Source organism: Kitasatospora sp. NPDC004272, assembly GCF_053603035.1.
On record NZ_JBSGET010000004.1, the window covers coordinates 73,626 to 89,413 of the forward strand.

General features: G+C 74.1%; 24 protein-coding genes. 11 read left to right on the forward strand and 13 right to left on the reverse strand.

Going from position 1 to position 15,788, the window contains the following annotated elements; all coding sequences use genetic code 11:
* Window positions 1–112 precede the first annotated feature (112 nt).
* Window positions 113–1,318 (forward strand): hypothetical protein, encoded by a 1,206-nt coding sequence (locus tag ACWEO5_RS02725; RefSeq protein WP_452159484.1) that lies wholly within the window; start codon window positions 113–115, stop codon window positions 1,316–1,318.
* A 94-nt stretch (window positions 1,319–1,412) separates the two neighbouring features.
* Here ACWEO5_RS02725 and ACWEO5_RS02730 read toward each other — a convergent pair whose 3' ends face one another.
* Window positions 1,413–1,976: a hypothetical protein gene (locus ACWEO5_RS02730; RefSeq protein ID WP_452159486.1), complete on the reverse strand. Its 564-nt coding sequence runs from the start codon at window positions 1,974–1,976 to the stop codon at window positions 1,413–1,415.
* Between the two features lie 78 nt (window positions 1,977–2,054).
* The gene (locus ACWEO5_RS02735; RefSeq protein WP_452159488.1) at window positions 2,055–2,849 is read right to left on the reverse strand and encodes a hypothetical protein; all 795 of its coding nucleotides are present in this window, start codon (window positions 2,847–2,849) and stop codon (window positions 2,055–2,057) included.
* Window positions 2,850–3,127: 278 nt separating this feature from the next.
* On the opposite strand from ACWEO5_RS02735, the gene ACWEO5_RS02740 reads away from it, so the two are divergent.
* Both ACWEO5_RS02740 and ACWEO5_RS02745 read left to right on the forward strand, forming a co-directional pair.
* Entirely contained in the window at window positions 3,128–3,613 is a 486-nt protein-coding gene (locus ACWEO5_RS02740) for a hypothetical protein (protein WP_452159490.1), read from the forward strand.
* A gap of 654 nt (window positions 3,614–4,267) precedes the next feature.
* Window positions 4,268–5,416, forward strand: coding sequence for a protein-L-isoaspartate O-methyltransferase (locus ACWEO5_RS02745; RefSeq protein ID WP_452159492.1), 1,149 nt, complete (start codon window positions 4,268–4,270; stop codon window positions 5,414–5,416).
* 7 nt (window positions 5,417–5,423) lie between these two features.
* On the opposite strand, the gene ACWEO5_RS02750 is transcribed toward ACWEO5_RS02745, so the two are convergent.
* The 11 genes from ACWEO5_RS02750 to ACWEO5_RS02800 form a co-directional block, all read right to left on the reverse strand.
* The gene (locus ACWEO5_RS02750) at window positions 5,424–5,591 is read right to left on the reverse strand and encodes a hypothetical protein (RefSeq protein ID WP_452159494.1); all 168 of its coding nucleotides are present in this window, start codon (window positions 5,589–5,591) and stop codon (window positions 5,424–5,426) included.
* Between the two features lie 154 nt (window positions 5,592–5,745).
* Window positions 5,746–5,955: a DUF6011 domain-containing protein gene (locus ACWEO5_RS02755; RefSeq protein WP_452159496.1), complete on the reverse strand. Its 210-nt coding sequence runs from the start codon at window positions 5,953–5,955 to the stop codon at window positions 5,746–5,748.
* Window positions 5,952–6,761 carry a hypothetical protein gene (locus ACWEO5_RS02760; RefSeq protein ID WP_452159498.1) on the reverse strand — a complete coding sequence of 270 codons (810 nt, stop codon included), beginning with the start codon at window positions 6,759–6,761 and terminating at the stop codon, window positions 5,952–5,954. Before ACWEO5_RS02760 ends, ACWEO5_RS02755 begins: the two co-directional genes overlap by 4 nt.
* Window positions 6,762–6,804: 43 nt before the next feature.
* Window positions 6,805–7,278, reverse strand: coding sequence for a hypothetical protein (locus tag ACWEO5_RS02765; RefSeq protein ID WP_452159500.1), 474 nt, complete (start codon window positions 7,276–7,278; stop codon window positions 6,805–6,807).
* 54 nt (window positions 7,279–7,332) lie between these two features.
* The gene (locus ACWEO5_RS02770) at window positions 7,333–8,124 is read right to left on the reverse strand and encodes a hypothetical protein (protein ID WP_452159502.1); all 792 of its coding nucleotides are present in this window, start codon (window positions 8,122–8,124) and stop codon (window positions 7,333–7,335) included.
* Between the two features lie 111 nt (window positions 8,125–8,235).
* Window positions 8,236–8,697 carry a hypothetical protein gene (locus ACWEO5_RS02775; RefSeq protein WP_452159504.1) on the reverse strand — a complete coding sequence of 154 codons (462 nt, stop codon included), beginning with the start codon at window positions 8,695–8,697 and terminating at the stop codon, window positions 8,236–8,238.
* On the reverse strand, window positions 8,694–9,113 hold the full coding sequence (locus ACWEO5_RS02780) for a hypothetical protein (protein WP_452159506.1): 420 nt from the start codon (window positions 9,111–9,113) through the stop codon (window positions 8,694–8,696). The genes ACWEO5_RS02775 and ACWEO5_RS02780 overlap by 4 nt, the downstream gene beginning before the upstream one ends.
* Window positions 9,110–9,514, reverse strand: a complete 405-nt coding sequence (locus ACWEO5_RS02785; protein WP_452159508.1) for a hypothetical protein — start codon at window positions 9,512–9,514, stop codon at window positions 9,110–9,112. The genes ACWEO5_RS02780 and ACWEO5_RS02785 overlap by 4 nt, the downstream gene beginning before the upstream one ends.
* Window positions 9,511–9,885 carry a hypothetical protein gene (locus ACWEO5_RS02790; RefSeq protein WP_452159510.1) on the reverse strand — a complete coding sequence of 125 codons (375 nt, stop codon included), beginning with the start codon at window positions 9,883–9,885 and terminating at the stop codon, window positions 9,511–9,513. Before ACWEO5_RS02790 ends, ACWEO5_RS02785 begins: the two co-directional genes overlap by 4 nt.
* 2 nt (window positions 9,886–9,887) lie before the next feature.
* Window positions 9,888–10,523: a hypothetical protein gene (locus ACWEO5_RS02795; RefSeq protein WP_452159512.1), complete on the reverse strand. Its 636-nt coding sequence runs from the start codon at window positions 10,521–10,523 to the stop codon at window positions 9,888–9,890.
* 3 nt (window positions 10,524–10,526) lie between these two features.
* Window positions 10,527–11,168 carry a hypothetical protein gene (locus ACWEO5_RS02800; RefSeq protein WP_452159514.1) on the reverse strand — a complete coding sequence of 214 codons (642 nt, stop codon included), beginning with the start codon at window positions 11,166–11,168 and terminating at the stop codon, window positions 10,527–10,529.
* A gap of 430 nt (window positions 11,169–11,598) precedes the next feature.
* On the opposite strand from ACWEO5_RS02800, the gene ACWEO5_RS02805 reads away from it, so the two are divergent.
* The 8 genes from ACWEO5_RS02805 (at window position 11,599) to ACWEO5_RS02840 (ending at window position 15,696) form a co-directional block, all read left to right on the forward strand.
* Window positions 11,599–12,054, forward strand: coding sequence for a plasmid partition protein ParG (locus tag ACWEO5_RS02805; protein WP_452159516.1), 456 nt, complete (start codon window positions 11,599–11,601; stop codon window positions 12,052–12,054).
* 132 nt (window positions 12,055–12,186) lie between these two features.
* The gene (locus tag ACWEO5_RS02810; RefSeq protein WP_452159518.1) at window positions 12,187–12,501 is read left to right on the forward strand and encodes a WhiB family transcriptional regulator; all 315 of its coding nucleotides are present in this window, start codon (window positions 12,187–12,189) and stop codon (window positions 12,499–12,501) included.
* Window positions 12,498–12,785, forward strand: coding sequence for a hypothetical protein (locus ACWEO5_RS02815; RefSeq protein ID WP_452159520.1), 288 nt, complete (start codon window positions 12,498–12,500; stop codon window positions 12,783–12,785). The genes ACWEO5_RS02810 and ACWEO5_RS02815 overlap by 4 nt, the downstream gene beginning before the upstream one ends.
* Before the next feature lie 96 nt (window positions 12,786–12,881).
* Window positions 12,882–13,154 carry a hypothetical protein gene (locus ACWEO5_RS02820; protein WP_452159522.1) on the forward strand — a complete coding sequence of 91 codons (273 nt, stop codon included), beginning with the start codon at window positions 12,882–12,884 and terminating at the stop codon, window positions 13,152–13,154.
* Entirely contained in the window at window positions 13,147–13,626 is a 480-nt protein-coding gene (locus tag ACWEO5_RS02825; RefSeq protein ID WP_452159524.1) for a helix-turn-helix domain-containing protein, read from the forward strand. Before ACWEO5_RS02820 ends, ACWEO5_RS02825 begins: the two co-directional genes overlap by 8 nt.
* Before the next feature lie 40 nt (window positions 13,627–13,666).
* Window positions 13,667–13,972 carry a hypothetical protein gene (locus ACWEO5_RS02830; RefSeq protein WP_452159526.1) on the forward strand — a complete coding sequence of 102 codons (306 nt, stop codon included), beginning with the start codon at window positions 13,667–13,669 and terminating at the stop codon, window positions 13,970–13,972.
* A gap of 48 nt (window positions 13,973–14,020) precedes the next feature.
* Window positions 14,021–14,743 carry a hypothetical protein gene (locus ACWEO5_RS02835; protein WP_452159528.1) on the forward strand — a complete coding sequence of 241 codons (723 nt, stop codon included), beginning with the start codon at window positions 14,021–14,023 and terminating at the stop codon, window positions 14,741–14,743.
* Window positions 14,744–14,883: 140 nt separating this feature from the next.
* Window positions 14,884–15,696, forward strand: coding sequence for a hypothetical protein (locus ACWEO5_RS02840; RefSeq protein WP_452159530.1), 813 nt, complete (start codon window positions 14,884–14,886; stop codon window positions 15,694–15,696).
* The last annotated feature ends 92 nt before the right edge of the window (window positions 15,697–15,788 follow it).

Sequence of the window (15,788 nt, forward strand, 5' to 3'; positions counted from 1 at the left end):
CGTCCCTCACCCGCCCGGCCCCGGCCCCGTTCGCGCGCACGTGCGGCCGGGGCCGGGATCATGGAGGGGCGCGGGGACAGCGACTGGAGCGACCGAGATTGGAGAGTGTGCCGTGGAGGTGCTGCCCGCGCGGGCGACCGCCGACGACGACCTGGACGTGCTGGACGGCGAGCTGCTCGACGCCGAGCCGGACCAGCAGCTCGCGCTGCTCGGCGACCTGGACGACGAGCTCACCGACGAGGCCGCCGACGACCTGGCCGACGCCCGGCCGGAGCGCACCTCGAGCACGTACCGCGAGCAGTGGGCGTACTTCGAGCGGTGGTGCGCGGCGAACCGGCGCAACCCGGGCCCGAAGACGTCCGAGAAGGTGATGGTGTCGTACATCTCCCACCTGCGGCGCAACGGCGGCCGGAAGCGGGAGGACGGGACCTACCCCGGGGCCGCGGTGTCCTCGCTGCGCCTGGCGATGGCCGCGATCCGGGACCGCAACGCCCGCGCCGGCCACGAGAACTGGCCGCCGAAGAAGGCAACGGCCGAGCTGATCCGCAAGCAGGCCCGCCGCTTCGCCGGCGGGCCGGAGCAGCGGCCGGTCAAGTCCTCCCCGCCGCTGGACCGGGCGCGCATCACGCACCTGGGCGAGCACACCCCCGACGACACCCTCGACGGGCTGCGCGACCACCTGATCCTGCGCCTGGGGTACTGGACCCGGGCCCGCCGCTCCGAGCAGTCCAACTACCGCATCGACTCGTTGGCGTTCGAGGAGGTCGACCTCGAGGTGAAGGACGAGAGCGGCACCGTGGTGGGCACCCGGCGGGTGAGGCAGATGATCGCAGGCAAGCGCACCAGCAAGAACGACAAGTGGTCCACCGGCAAGGAGTACACGGTTCGCGACCCGGCCACCATCGACTACGCCGAGCGGTACCTGGTGATGCTTGCCGAGTTCGGCCAGGCCGAGCCGGAGATGCCGCTGCTGCGCGGCGTCACCAAGGGCGGCGCGCTCACCCCTGTCTCCGAGAAGGGCATCGGGCTGACCGGGCACTCCATCAACCGGATCGTCAAGCGGATGATCGCCCGCACGCCCGGGTTCGACGCCGTGGACGCCACCAGCCACGGGCTGCGCGCCGGGGTGCCCGCCGACCTCGGCGCGGCCGGCCACAGCGCCGCCGAGATCCAGGTCATCACCGACGGCGACTGGAAGACCATCGGCATGGTCGAGCACTACGCCAAGGCCGGGCTGCGCCGCGCCGGGAAGGCCACCGCGGGCAAGGCCCAAGAGGCCCTCGACAAGCTCGTCATCCCCGGCGAGACGGCGGTGTAGGGGGTGTCACTCGGCCGCGGCGGAAGTCCCTGACGTTGTCAGGGACTTCCGCTCGGGCCCGCCCCGCTGCGAGAGGGCAGGCCCGAGCGAGTGTTCAGCGGCGGGTGAGGTCGGGGCGACGCTGGCCGGTGAGGACCTCGTGGACGACCTGGGCGACCTCGCGGGCGCCGTCCTCGGTGACGGGGGCGTACACGGTCAGAACGCTGGCGCCCGGCTGGTTGAGGCACACGTCCCATCCGCCGTTCAGGTGCAGGCTGACCGACAGCCCGGGTCCCTGCAGGCGGCCGTCGGGCAGCGGGGCCACCGCGTGCCCGCTGCGGGAGCCGTGGTTGGGCATGAGGGTGAGGCCGGTGGCGGTGAGCGCGCTCTCCAGCGTGTCCAGGAGGGTCTGGAGCTCGGCGTGGGTGCGCTCGTCCTGGCGGTGGCCGCGGTAGGGGGCGAGGGCGGTCTCGGTCGCGGCGGCGGCGAGGTGCTGGTGGCCGTCGTCGAGCACGGTGCGGCCCTGGTCGAGGGCGGCGCGGCAGAAGGCGTCGAGGAGGGTGGCGGCCTCGCGGGTGACGGTCGGGCCGTACAGGGCGCGCAGGCCGTTGAACTCGCGGGCGACGGCTTCCAGGGACTCGCGGGTCGGGGCGGGTGGCGCAGCGGTGGTCTCGGTCATGGTCTCCTCCTCGGAGAGCTGGGTCGGGCCCGCTGGTCGGCGGGCCCGGCGGACGGGTTCCTGCTGATTACGGGATGCTCAGCGGGCCCCGGACAGCAGCTGCTGCACGAGCGGGCCGACCTCGGCGTTGATGCGCTCGACGAGGACGAGCAGCGCGGCGTGCGCCTCGGCGGCCAGGCCCGGGCCCTCGACGACGGCCGGGGAGTGCAGCGGCCAGCCCTTGGCGCGGTGGTGGACTTCGGCGGTGGTCAGCACGGCGCTGCGCCAGGCGCGTTCCGGGTGCGGCTCGAGCAGGCCTCGGTAGTCGTATCCCGAGAACGGGTCGCGGTCGGTCTCCCAGTCGTCCAAGTACGGCAGGCGCGCGGTGAGGTGGTGGTGGCGCAGCGGGACGGCGGCGCGCACGACCAGGGCGCCATCCCAGTCGTCGCGGTGCAGGGTGATGCGGCGCAGGTCGGGGCGGACGCTTACGTAGCCGGGGGCCATGACCGGGACGGTGGCCACCCGCCAGGCGGCGACGGCGAACTCCACCGGGTTCGGCTCGTCGTCCCAGGGCTGGAAGTCCTCGGCGTGCTGCTGCACGTAGGTGGCGTAGCGGGAGCCGTCGGCACGGCTGGCCTGATCGCGGTCCCAGTCGTCGTTGATGCGCACCAGGGTGGTCGGCGTCCAGGGCCGCAGCGCGACGGGCTCCCACAGCGGCACGGCGGGCTGGGGGGCGAAGTCGCGGGCCATCGCCCGGGCGATGAGCTCGCCGTCGGCGTCGTTGGCGGAGGTGCTGGCGGCGCGGCGCAGGACGTTGTACGGCTCGGTGGCTCCGGCGGCCTGGGCCTCGCGGGCGCTCTGGCTGGCGGTGCTGCGGTTCTTCTTCGGTGACACGGTGTCCGGTTTCCTCGGCGGTGGGCCCACGCTCTCCCGCCGGTGCTCGGCACGGTCTGAAGAGGTCTCGCTACACGGGCACCCGAAGGTCCCTTGGTCGGCGGCGCCCGTGCGTCCCGGCGTGGGCGGGGAAGCGGGCAGCGACATACCTGGCAGTGCGTGTCCAGCCACAGGCCAGCGTAACGGCCGGACCGTCTGGCGCGGGCGGTCTTCCGGCAGGCGCGTCGCCCGAACGCGCCCGCCCGCCGCCGGTCAGGGATGCGGGGTACGGTCGCCCGGTGAACAGCACCCACGAACCCGCCGGCCACCGCGGCGCCGCCCCGCATGCCTTCGACGTCGAGGCACTGTTCGAGCAGGCGGTGGAGGACGTCGTGCGCACCGCCGATCCGCAGGCCTGCACCGCGCTGGTCGACACCCTGGTGGAGCGCGGGGAGCTGTGGTTCGGGATGCTGCTCATGCTCGGGCCCACAGCCGGTCTGAGCATCCACGGCCTGGGTGAGGAGCAGGCCGTGAAGAAGCTCGCCGCCCTGGCGGACACCCCGGACAAGGTCACCGCGCTCACCTACCGGTTGTGGGAGCATTTCCGCTCGCGCGGGTCGGCGGCGGCCCGGGAGGTGTGGGACGCCGCCGCGATCGAGCTGCGCCGGGGCGCCGCGGCGCAGCTGCTCGTCGTCTACGGTGCCGCCGTCGGTGGGGAGGCGGGGCGGCTGGGGCCGCGGGAGGTGGCGCGGTTGACCGGGGCTGTGGTGCCGGTGACCTGGTAGCCGGGCCTGGCCTGCGCCCGTTCGAGGGCGGGAAGGGAGGGGGCGGCCCCGGGGCCCGTCCGCGACAGGGGGTGCGCGGGGGTCTCCGGGGCCGTCGGCCGACGGTGGCCCAGCCGTCGGCCGGCCGTCCGGGCAGGTGTGGGCTGCTGCGGACGGAGTCGAAGGAGGGGGCTCAGCCCCAGATGCTGTCTGCCTGGGTGGGCGCGCAGCCGCCCCAGTGGATGTCGGCCGGCATCACAGCCCCCAGTAGACGTCGCGTACGACGTTGCCCCAGTAGGTGTCCAGGCGTGCCACGGCGGCCTCCTCGGTACAGACGGATCGTGTGCAGGCGACCGTAGACCCGCCGCGCCCTGTTGTCACCCCTTTTGCCCGGAAATGGCATGCACACGGGCATCCCGAGGCGCCAGCGGCGTCAACCGGCGCGCGCCCCGACCACCCCGACGCGCCCTACCGCGCCCGGCCCGCGGCCGGGACGATGAGGACCGGGCGGCCGGTGTGGAGCGGCCGCGCGGACAAGGGGAGAGTGATGATGGGCGAGCACGCGAAGCCGGCGCCGGACCCGGGCCAGGGCACGCCGCCTCCGGGCAACGCCGACGGCAAGGTCGAGCGGCCGCAGCCTGGCACCGGCACCCACAAGAAGTAGGGGGTGGGCTGGTGACTGCCGTCGAGGACAGGGCCGCCACCACGGTCGAGCAGGCGCGCCAGCGCCTGGATGCGGCGATGGCCGAGGCGGGGCTGTGGCCGCAGCGCTCGCCGTGGATCCGCGAGGCAGTGGCCCGCTGGCCCCGCGACGCGTTCGCGCCCGGGCGGCTGTGGGAGTGGGACGGGCACGCCTGGCAGGGCATCGACCGCGCCGCCGACCCCGAACGCTGGATCACCGCCCTGTACCGCGGGCCCAGCATCCCGGCCGTCACCCAGCTCACCGACAACCTGCCGACCTCCAGCCTGTCCGCTCCGGCCGTCGTGGTCGACATGCTCGACTCCCTGCTGCTGGAACCCGGGCACCGGGTGCTGGAGCTGGGCACCAGCGCCTGCGCGTGGAACGCCGCGCTGCTGGCCCACCGCGCTGGCGCGCACCGCGTCACCACCCTCGAAGTCGACCCCGCCCTGGCGCGCGCTGGCGCCGAGCGGCTGCGGGCGGCGGGAGTGGAAGCGGATGCGGTGTGCGCTGACGGGCAGGCCGGATGGCCGGCCGGTGCCCCCTACGACCGGGTGATCGCCACCTACGCCGTCGAACGCGTGCCCTGGGCCTGGATCGCACAGACCCGTCCCGGCGGCCGCCTGGTCGTGCCCTGGGGCCGCATGGGCCACGTCGCCCTGACCGTCGCCGACGACCACACCTACGCGAGCGGCTGGATGCAGGGCCTCGCCCAGTTCATGCCCGACCGCACCCGGCCCGGCCGGCCGCGGCGTACCTTCGCCGACATCCACGCCCGCACCCCCCTGGAAGCTGAGGGCCGCAGCGGCCTCGACCCGGCCCGGCTGCGCGATCCGGACCTGCTGTTCCACCTGCGGGTGGCCCTACCCGAGCTGGACATCACCACCGCCGACGACCAGGACGGCACCTCCGCGTGGCTCCACGACGGCATCTCCTCCTGGGCCTCGCTGTCCACGTACACCACCGGCGTGTACGCCCACCAGGGCGGCCCGCGCCGCCTGGCCGACGCCCTCGCCGCCGCCTGGGAGCAGTGGACGGCCCTGGGCGAACCGGAGGTCTACGACTACGGCATGACCGTCACGCCCACCGCACAGTGGGTCTGGCACGGGAACGCCGACACCGGCCCGCGCTGGCCCACCGACTGACTCCCGCTCAGCCCTCCGACCCGTCGGCCAGACGCTCGTACGCCCGGCGGCGCGCCACCAGATCATCCGGGTCGGCCCGGTAGACGATGATCCGCCGTACGTCGCCTTCGTAGCCGCTGTCCACCGACTGCCACTCGCCGCTGCCGTCGCTGCTCACCTGCGCTTCGTTGTCCATGGCGGGAGGCTACGCCGCCACCAGGACGCCGGGAAGGCGGGTGGGTGCCCCGGATTCGCCGGGACACCCACCCGCCGGTCACTGCGAGCCCCGACCCGGCCGCCGTACTGCTCGCGCGGCTGCGTCCGGCCCGCTGGCGGAACGGGCCCGGCGCTCAGATGCCGGGCAGTTGGTCCTGGTCGATGTCGTAGACCACGGGGCGTCGGTCCGGGGCGGCGGCGCACGCGGCCCCGAGCTTCTCCCAGCGGGACTCGGGTCGGTGCAGGGGGCGGTGGCAGCGGCGGCACCGTACCTCGGGCGCCAGGTGGCGCTCGACGGCGGTGCCGGGCAGCGGCGGCTCGGTGACGAGTTGACGTTCGGTCACTCGGCCAGTCCACCAAGGACCGGGCCCAGGCGGCGCTGGGCGGCGATCCACCGCCCGTACCGGGCGCTCTCCTCCGCCGCGAGGCGCTGCGCCTCGGCAATGGCCTCCTCGCGGGTCCACCGGTAGATCGCGTTCCGCGCGAGCTCCCCGCGGTACTTCCACTCCCGGCCGGTCCATACCTGGTCGCCCGGGTGCAGGTTCGGGTTGAGGACCAGCCAGCCGTCTTCCCAGCCCTTCGGGTAGCCGCTGGTGTTCTTGCGGACGACCAACGGCTCCGGCCGCATCACCGGGGCGCCCTCCGGTCGGTCCGGGTCGTCCGGGACGGGGCAGGGCACCTGCAGTTCGGTGGCGAGGAGCAGGTGCTGCTCCGCGAGGGTGGCGTCCGCGGAGCGCTGCTCGGCGGCCGTCTGCTTGGCCCGCTCCCAGCCTCGCAGGAACGCCTGGTGCTTGTCCTCGCGGGGCAGGGCGGCCAGCCACGGCCGCAGGGCCTCGGCGGCCTCGAGGTGTGCGCCGACGCGCTCGGGGTCTTCCTGCTCCAGCTCGGCCAGCGGGCGGAAGTCGTAGGCGCGGGCGAGCTGGTCGGCCAGCAGCCGCTCGGCCGCCCGGTCGCGCAGCCACCGCTCCTCGGCGGCGGCGTGCGCGGTGGTGGTCAGGATCTGGTGCAGCAGTGCCGGGGCGGCGGTGCTGCGCACCGAGATGGTGAGCGGGTACGCGCCGGTGGCGTCCTGGTCGGCGGCCGGGCCGACGGCGTCCAGTTGGCCGCGGATGGGCAAGGTCACCCACCCGTCGGGCGTTGTGGCGGTCACGGTGCTGCTCCTGTCGTGGTGTCGGCGGCCGGGCGGGGCGGGGTCAGGCGGTGTGGGGGTGGGGTTCGATGTAGGTGCGGCCGCGGTTGTAGTGCGGCACCGGGTCCGGGCCCGGCACCAGGACGCGGGTCTCGCGGTCGACCTCGTTGAAGTTCCGGTCGTAGTAGACCGGCTCGTCCCTCTCGTGCTCGGCCTGCCAGGCGTCCAGTTCCTCACCGGCCATGCCCGCGGGCGGGGTCTGGCCGCCGTACCAGTCGACGCTGTACCCGGCGGCGCGGAGGTCCGCGTCGGACAGCTCGTTCGCGAGGTGCTGGGTCCCGGGGGTGACCTCGTACGCCTCGGCCTGCGGCACGTGCTGGAAGGCGGCGTCGAGTTCGCCGAGGCAGTCCACGAAGCGCTGCTGCCACTCGATCGGCATGGACTGCAGGAGGGTGCGGGGCAGGACGAGGTAGTTGGCGTAGGAGAGGCCGAAGTGGTCCTGGATGGGGCCGTCGGTGGGGTGGAGGGGGATCGTCATGGCGGTGGGGCTCCTTCGGGGTTGGCCGGCCGCGGAGCAGCGGTCGGCGGGCGGTCAGGGCTGGGCGGTGAGGTTTCCGGAGAGGCACCAGCAGCCCGCCCACGTGGCGCGGACGCCGGGCTGGTGCCATTCGACCTGGTAGTGCTCGACCTCCGTGCTGGGGCACTGTGGGTTGCTGCACGTCGCGGTGTCGTCGTGGTGGCAGATCAGGTGCCCCTCGCAGTAGAAACTGCGGCGCCGCCCAGGCTCGGCCGCGGCCCAGCGCCGGTCGTACGCCTGCAGTTCGAAGCGGCAGGAGCCGCGGAGGTGGAAGACCGCGGAGTCGTCGCCGAGGTCGGGCCGGATCAGGTTGGGCCCGTCGAAGCGGTGAACCTTCTGCCGGCTGGTGATGGGCTCCAGGCATCCGTGGCAGGAGCCGGGCAGGATCGCCATCTGCTGCTCGAAGCGCTCCCCGGCCCGTTCGGCTACCTTCGCGTTGTGGACCTCCGGGCAGGGCGGCAGCTCCCCGCAACGTCGGCACACCGCGTAGTGCTCGGGCAGGGTGCGCCATCCCAGCGAGGCGGGGCACTGCAGGTGCACAACCTTGGCGGTGTCGTCGCGCTCATCGCGCAGGACCAGGACGACAGGGCGCAGAGGCCAGGTCCCAGGGTCGGGGCAGTTCTGCCCGGTCCAGGTCTCCAGGTACATGGCGGGCCAGCTCGCGGTGTCGACGGGACGGGTCTCGACGACGCGGTACGGGGCCCGCTCGGAGATGACGATCTGGCCGGCGGTCAGCTTCCCGGCGCTGCAGTGTCCTGCGTCCCGCTGGTCGGGGTACCAGGTGTCGGGATCGGTGCGGATGATCACGGGGTTTCCTCCTGCCAGGCGGGTTCGTTGGTTCCTTCGGGACAGCACTCGTCGTCGGGCCCGTCGACGGGGTTCCCGCACCAATCGCAGTACCAGTAGTCCGGCTCCGGCTCACCCACGGGCCGTCACCTCCGCGGTGTACGCCTCGTAGGCGGCTTGCGCGGCGTCGATGTACTCGGCGATCCAGGCGCGCTGTCCCGGCGGGGCCGTGAGCTGCAGGCGCAGTTCGTCGGGCGTGGCCCAGGTCAGCTCCGGGACGGTCTTCGCGGGGATGCGTCCGCTGGGCTGGAAGAGCTGCTGTGCGAGGAAGGTGATCGGGTTGTCCCGGTGGTCGCGGCGCTTGTGGTGGGCGCGCAGCCACCGTGGGAAGGTCATCTCGAAGCGGACGGCGGGGTGCTGCCCGGCGCCGGGGCAGCGAGTGGTGGCGACGAGTCGGCCGCGGTCGAGGGTGAACACGTACGGCGCGTCCGGCTCGGACGGCCGCGGATGCTTCACCGTCCGGCCGTCCCGGCGCAGCGCCACCGTCTCCTCGCACACCGCGCACAGGCCCTCGTCGGGCGGGTTCCAGCTCATGCTCCTGCCCTCTTCCTGCGCCGGTCCACCAGGCTGGGCACGGCGGCGGCCTGCGCGTCGACGCGGTCGGCGGCGGCCAGCAGCGCCATGGCCAGGCGCCGGGCGTCGGTGGGCGTCATGGCGGTGAAGTCCAGGGCCTGCAGCCAGTCGTGGACGCGGTAGGGGTCGGGCTCGGCCACGTAGAGGCAGTCGCGGACGTCGGGGTCGTCGACGGTGCGCACGAGCCACAGCGGCGGGCGGTGGCGGTCCACCGGGACGTCCTGGGCGATGCGCCACTCCCAGCCGGCCATCGCGTGCCCGGGCGGGTTGATGACGTCGGGCTTCGGTCGGCCGGTGGTGTCGGCCATCGCCACCAGCTGCGCCAGCTCGTGCCGGATCTGGGCCATCGTCAGCGCGTCGAAGGTGCTCTCGCTCACGAGCCTCCTCCTGCCTGGGTAGTCGGGTTCTGGGGCGGGGAGTAGGCGATCTCGTCCACCACCGCGCCGATGCGCCCGGGGGCGTGGGAGCGCTCGTAGACGCGCATCTCCTGGCATCTGGGGCAGCGGTGGGCGTGGAAGCGGATGACGGGCGGGCGTTCGGGCCGGCCCGCCGGGGCGGCGAGGCCGAGGGCGAGCAGGCTCGGGCCCGGATGGTCGCACTGGTCGCAGCCGTTCAGGTCGCCGTTGCGCTCGCACAGGATGACCACCGCCGGTTCCCAGCGGCGCCAGGTGATCGGCTGCCCGCGGTGCTCGGCGGGCAGCGCCGGGACGGTACGGACGGCGTCCAGCTCCTGCTGCAGCTGCTCCACGCGGGCGCGCAGGTCCTCGAGTTCGCTCACCGGGCGCTCCTCAGACCGGATTCGTCGTCGCGCCAGGCGCAGAACCACACCGCACCGGCCTCGCGCAGGCGCAGGAGCCGGACGGCGTGGGCGACCTGGTCGGGGCGGTGGCGGGCGAGGTCGGCCCACGCCCGGGGGCCCATGCGCAGCCCGGTCGGGTCGGTGGGGTCCTCGCACGGGCAGGGGCAGTCGGGGCGCTGCTCGTCGAGGAGGTTCGCGCCCCAGCACTTGTGGTGGAGGTGTTCGCGGCAGGGCTCGCACGAACCGGACGGGATGACGTACGGGGGCTCGCCGTCGTCACCGCCGCCACCTCCCCGCCGGCGGCGGCCGGCGGGGAGGTGGCGGACGTGCGCGAGGTGGAGGGCACCCACCGTCAGGCCTCCTTCGGGACGAGGGTGGCAGCGAGGTAGGCGGATTCTTCGAAGGCCCAGCCGGCCGGGCTGTGGCGGCGCCGGACCCAGGGGGTGGGCCGCACCAGCACCTGGGGCCCGGTGTCGGTCTCGAGGGCGACGCCGATGCCGTAGAAGTCGGCCTCGGTGAGGAGTTCGGGGTTGCGGGGCGGGTGGGGTGCGAGGACGGCGCGGGTGCAGAACGGGGCGTACATGCTGGCGTTGCCGAGGGTGGTGCTGGTCAGAGGGCCCTCGACGAGGGCGAGGTGGACGGTGGCGGGGCGCACGGCCAGCCGGGTCGCGGTGCCGGCCTGAGTGTCGATGTGCACGGCGCAGGGGGAGAGGAAGCGGGCGCGGCGCTGCTGGGCGCGGGTGAGCCGGTTCAGCGGGATGGGGATGCCGTGGGGCAGCGCGAGGAGCAGGTCGGTCTCCTCGATCCGGTCGAACACGTCCCGGGCGTGCTGGTGCGCGCGGCGGCGGGTGTCCTCGACGGGGTCGGGGCTGGTGAACAGGACCGCCTCCGGGTGGCCTTCGGGTTGCATGGTCCACACCGCGGTAGCGGGCAGGTCGGAAACGAGGACGCGGGCTGCGCCCATGAGCTGGGCATCGACGTCGTGCACGGCTCAGGCCTCCTGCTCGCCGAGGACGGTGCTGGCGGCTGCGGCCCGGTGGCGGTCGTAGGCGGCGATGACGCTGGTGGCGGTGTGGCAGGCGTGCAGGAACTGCCAGGCCCAGTCCTTGAAGTCCTCGTCCCAGGGGGCGGGCATGCGCAGGGTGTAGTCGTCGTGGTCGAACCAGGCGACGGCGGTGCGGGCGCCCTCCTCGTAGTCGAGGTCGTACACGTCGCCTTCGAGGATGCGTTCGGTGACGGCGGCGGTGAGGCCGGGGTGGCGGGCCTCGTCGGCGGCGGCCTTGGCGGTGAGCCAGGTGCGGAACTTCTCCTGCGACCAGGCCCGGGTCTGCCCGGCCACAACGCTCTGCTTCCAGTAGCCGGGGTTGATGCTGCTGTGGTGGCTGCTGCGGCGGAATAGCTCGAACAGGTCGGGGGCGGGGTAGTGGGAGAAGAGGTAGTCGGCGCCGCCGCCCTTGACGGCCAGGGCGTTGGGCCAGGTGACGACCTCGTAGCGGTAGAGGCCGATGTCGGGGTCGGTGTAGCGCAGGTGGCGGTAGAGGCCGTCGTCGTGCAGGACGGTGAGTTCGTGGTTGGCGGTCTGGCGGGCGTACTGCTCGGCGGTGCGCTTGAGGTAGGCGGTGCTGTCGTCCATCGGGTTCCTCCCGCAGGTGGGACGTGTCCGAATCAATGCGCTCCGCTTCCACCCGAGTACCGGTTGTGATCTCCCGCAGGTCCCGGGGGTGGGAGTGGGGGTTTCGGTGGTTCGGGTGATGACGGTGCGCAAGGTTGCTGCTACAGTGGCCGCTCCGACGGGTCTTCACCAGGTTGCTGGTGGAGGCCCTTTGGCGTTTTCGGAGCGGGTGGGTGGTGCGGTCGTCTCGGTCGGTGCGGTACCGACCCTAGCGCCTAACGTATTGCAAATGCAATACGTTAGGCGTAGTGTGGTGCCCGCCGGGACACCTCCGGCACGCCGATACGTATTGCACAGCAATACGAAAGGGAGGGAGACTGGGGTGACCGCACACCCGAAGCACCCGCCCGGCCGCCGACGCGGCCGCGGGCGCCCCCCGAGAGGACCCCGAGTGCCCCCGCGCAGTCGCCGCGAACTGGTCGAGGCCGCCGTCACCGCGCTGAAGGACGACCCCGAGCTGGTCGCCTTCATCCAGCAGCTCGCGGCCGTCCGCAAGCCCGGGGGGAAGGCGACGAACGTGCCCATCCGGCTGAGCGAGGAACGCAGCACCCGCATCAAGGCCAAGGCCAAGGACGAGGGCACCACCGTCACCGCCGTCATCGCCGACGGCATCGAGGACTTCCTCGCCGGCGCGCTGCCCGTCTCCGCCCGCCGCCGCACCCGCGGCATCGGCCAGCAGCTCGACACCATGCTCAACGTCCGCCCGGATGCCGACCTGGTCGACCGCCTCAAGAAGCACTGCGCGGCAGCCGCGGAGTCCTGGCTCAAGCCCTCCGTCGTCTACGCCGCCATCCTCGACCGCTTCGACCCGCCCGCGGCCGCCGACGAGGCCCCCGGCCAGGACTGACACCCCGGCCACCACCACAGCGCACCACCACCAAGCCGCGCGCCACGCGCCGACGGCTCCCCTCAGCACACCCTGAACCGCCCCGGGGAACAGCGCCACCACCACACCCACACCAGCAGGAAGGAGCAGACGATGACCGCCACCCCCAACCCCCTTGAGGACCCGACCTGGCTGCACCGGGCCGTGTGCCGCAGCAAGGACGTCGACCCCGAGCTGTTCTTCCCCGAGGGCAACACCGGCGTCCACCTCCTGCAGATCGAAGAGGCCAAGCTCATCTGCAACATGCGCTGCCCAGTGCGCGAGGAGTGCCTCACCTGGGCCCTGGAGAACAAGTTCCACGGCGTGTGGGGCGGCTACTCCGAGGACGAGCGCGCCACCCTGCTGCGCCGCCGCCGCAAGGACGCCGCCAAGACCGAGGCCGCCGCGCTCGCCCAGGCCGCGGCATGAACACCCACCAGCTCCTCGCCTACCCCCTGGCCGCCGTCAGCGGCCTCGCCCTCTACCTGCTCTACGACCGCCTGATGCACCTCGCCCGCACCCGGCGCACCGCCCCCGCCCACCACCGGCCCCCGACCGCCGAGCAGCTGGCCCTGCGCATGCACAACGCCGAGACCATGCCCGACGCGGTCGCCCGCCACAACCCTGCCGTCGTCCAGGCCGAACGCATCATCAACGCCGCCGTCCGCCGACTGCCCGCCGACGAGCGCCGCCGCCTGGACCACCACGGCTAACCACCCACCCACCCGCCCACCGCACGCGAAAGGGGGCGGCACCGCACCGCGGGCCGCCCCCTTCGCCGTACCCGCCCGCCGGAAGGAGACCGCGCGATGTGGACGCCGATGTGGGCCCTGTGCTCCGCCAGCGCCGCCCTCGCCGGCGCCTGCCTGACCGCTGCCGCCTGCTGGGCCCTCGCCCGCCGCGCCCTGGCCCGCCACCGCGCCGAGCGCGGCCTCGAGCAGATCGCCGCCACGGCCGAGCGCCAGCAGGCCCGCCGCGCCCTGCACACCCTGGCCCACCTCGCCCGCACATCCGACCCGCACCGCAGCGAGCACCTCGACCTGCTGCTGTGGACGTGGGAGGACGGGGGCGGCCGTGACTGACCCCCAGCCCCCCGCTGCGGCAGCCTCTGGGCGGCGCGGACGCGGCCAGCCCCCGGCGCTGACCGGCGCCCGGCTCCAGGCCCTGCTCGCCCACCTCGCCGACGGCCTGACCATCCAGCAGGCCGCCGCCGCCACCGGCATCGCCCGCGCCACCGTCTACAACACCCGCGACCGCGACCCGGCCGCCGCCGCCGCGCTCACCGCCGCCCTCGCCGCGGGCAAGGCCAAGCGCGCCGCAGCCCGGCACGGCAGCGAGGCCTGCTACACCCACCGCGGATGCCGGCGCCCGGAGTGCACCGCTGCCGCCACCGCCGCCCGCGCCCAGCGCCGTACCGCCCACCCCGAACCGGCCCCGGCCGCTACCCCGCTCACCGCCCTCCCCACCCCCGCCCCGCACCCGGCGCCCGCCGCGGCGGGCCGCACCACCCTCGCGCTGCTCGCCGCCGAGCGCCCGCTCGCCGACGCCAGCTGACCCACCACCACCCGCCCCACCGAATCGAAAGGCCCCCCTCGTGCTGCCCTTCTCCCTCTCCCTCGCCGAGCCCACCTCCTCCACCACGACCGACACCGCCCCCGCCACCCCGCCCACCGACCTGATCGCGGCCCTCGAGCGCATCGGCACGGGCACCTGCACCACCGCCGACGCCGACACCCTCCGCACCGCCCTCGCCGACCTGCAGCGCCAGGTCGACGCCGCCCGCGCCTTCGCCGCCGAGATGGCCGACTACTGCTCGCCCCACAACGTCGCCGCCCTCTACGCCCAGCGCCTCACCGAACGCATCGACGCCGCCACCCCCCAGCCCAGCACCCGCACCTGACCCGCCACCAGCCCGCGCCCGCCCACCACCGACCGAACGGAGGCCACGGTGAGCAACCCCGCCCTCTACGACGAAGCCGCCCGCCTCAACAACCCCGACGAGCCGGACATCCCGCGCTGCGCCGCCTGCCGCGCCGCGCTCCTGCCCGACGACCTGCGCGACCGCCGCCAGGTCTGCACCCGCTGCGAACACCAGGTCCTCGCCGCCCTCGACGACGTCGCCGAGCTGTGGTGCCTGCTGCCCGAACACCTCCTCAAGCCCCAGCTCCCCGGCACCGGCACCGGCGGCACCGCGCCCGAAGGCAGCGCGGCCCCCGGCAACCTCACCGTCCTCAGCCTCCTGGCCGGCGAAGCCGCCGCCCGCCTGGCCGTCTGGGACGCCGCCTGGCGCGAGAAGCTCGGCTGGCGCGACACCCCCCTCCGCGGCCGCCCCGACCACGCCCTGCGCCAGATCCTGCGCTTCCTGCGCGACCACCTGCCCTGGGCCGTCCGCGAAGCCGGCGACCTCGTCGCAAGCCTGCGCGCCGACGTCCGCCGCCTCGTCGGCTACATGCGCACCGCCACCGCCGACACCCGCTCCCTCGTCCCCCTCCCGCAGCCCTGCCCCTACGCCACCACCGACACCCCCGACGCGCCGCCGTGCGAGGGCAAGCTCCTGATGGACCGCGAGCGCCGCGAGATCCGCTGCGTACGCTGCTCCGCCACCGTGCCGATGCACAGCTGGCGGGAACTCGGCATCGCCGTCGGCGCCCTCCAGCCCAACGCCGCCTGACCACCCCTCACCCCCAGGCTGCCCGCACCCAGGCGGGCCCCTCCCCGCAGTTGGCGAAGTCCGCTGTGGGCCGCAGGCCCGGCGGTCTGGAGCCACGTATTACTTAGACATTTACGTCGGACACGCCCTCAGGAGCCACCGTGACCCTCACCGTTCCGCGCTTCACCTCGCCCCCGCTGCCCGGCGACATCGGGCTGACCTCCATCGCCGGCGCCGTCGGCCGCCTGGTGCGCATCGGCCAGTGGCTCAACGGAGACGGCTTCGGCGCCTGGGAGCACGCCTTCCTCGTCCTGCCCGGTGGACGGCTGATCGAGGCGATGCCCGGCGGCGCCCGGATCGTCCCGCTGGACACCTACGACCAGCGCGACGTGCTGTTCATGGCCCCGCTGCTGACCGACCAGCAGCGGCAGGACATCTGCACCGCGGCTGCCGCCTACGAGGGCGTGCCGTACTCCTTCCTCGACTACCTCGCCCTGGCCACCCACCGGCTGCGCCTGCCCGCGCCGGGCCTGCACGCCTACGTCGCCTCCACCCGGCACATGATCTGCTCCCAGCTCGTCGACCAGGCCTACCGCGACGCCGGGGTGCACCTGTTCGACGACGACCGCTGGTCCGGCTACGTCACCCCCGGCGCGCTCCACCGGCGCCTGGCCGAGATCAGGGCCCTGACCCCCGGCGAGCGCTGGTACGCCGCGTGGACCGAGGCGGTTGAGCGCAGCTTGGGCTTTCTCTTCGAGGACGGGGACGGGGGCGGCGGCGCCGAGGAAGTCCAGAAGCCTCCCCTGGGTCTGTCGCCGATGCGGCTGCCCGAGCCCCGGGAGCCGGCCGACAACGAGGACGAGCTGCTGGCCGGTCCGCAGCCCCAGCGCCTGTACCTGAACAAGCGGGTGACCGCGGACAGCACCGAGGAGGGGCCGGGCGGGGGCGTGCCGGGGCCGCGACAGGGCCGGTGAGCTGCCGGTTCGCACGATGCCGGGGCACGGCCTGTAGGGTGATTCCCGGTCAGATCGGACAGCCGATCAACTCGTGGCGTAGAGAAGCTGCA

Coding starts and splice junctions, on each gene's coding strand:
- ACWEO5_RS02730 (WP_452159486.1), bottom strand. CDS start 1,976: ATGACCGAGACCACCGCTGCGCCACCCGCCCCGACCCGCGAGTCCCTG.
- ACWEO5_RS02750 (WP_452159494.1), bottom strand. CDS start 5,591: ATGGACAACGAAGCGCAGGTGAGCAGCGACGGCAGCGGCGAGTGGCAG.
- ACWEO5_RS02765 (WP_452159500.1), bottom strand. CDS start 7,278: ATGACGATCCCCCTCCACCCCACCGACGGCCCCATCCAGGACCACTTC.
- ACWEO5_RS02775 (WP_452159504.1), bottom strand. CDS start 8,697: ATGAGCTGGAACCCGCCCGACGAGGGCCTGTGCGCGGTGTGCGAGGAG.
- ACWEO5_RS02800 (WP_452159514.1), bottom strand. CDS start 11,168: ATGGACGACAGCACCGCCTACCTCAAGCGCACCGCCGAGCAGTACGCC.
- ACWEO5_RS02810 (WP_452159518.1), top strand. CDS start 12,187: ATGACCGCCACCCCCAACCCCCTTGAGGACCCGACCTGGCTGCACCGG.
- ACWEO5_RS02815 (WP_452159520.1), top strand. CDS start 12,498: ATGAACACCCACCAGCTCCTCGCCTACCCCCTGGCCGCCGTCAGCGGC.
- ACWEO5_RS02820 (WP_452159522.1), top strand. CDS start 12,882: ATGTGGACGCCGATGTGGGCCCTGTGCTCCGCCAGCGCCGCCCTCGCC.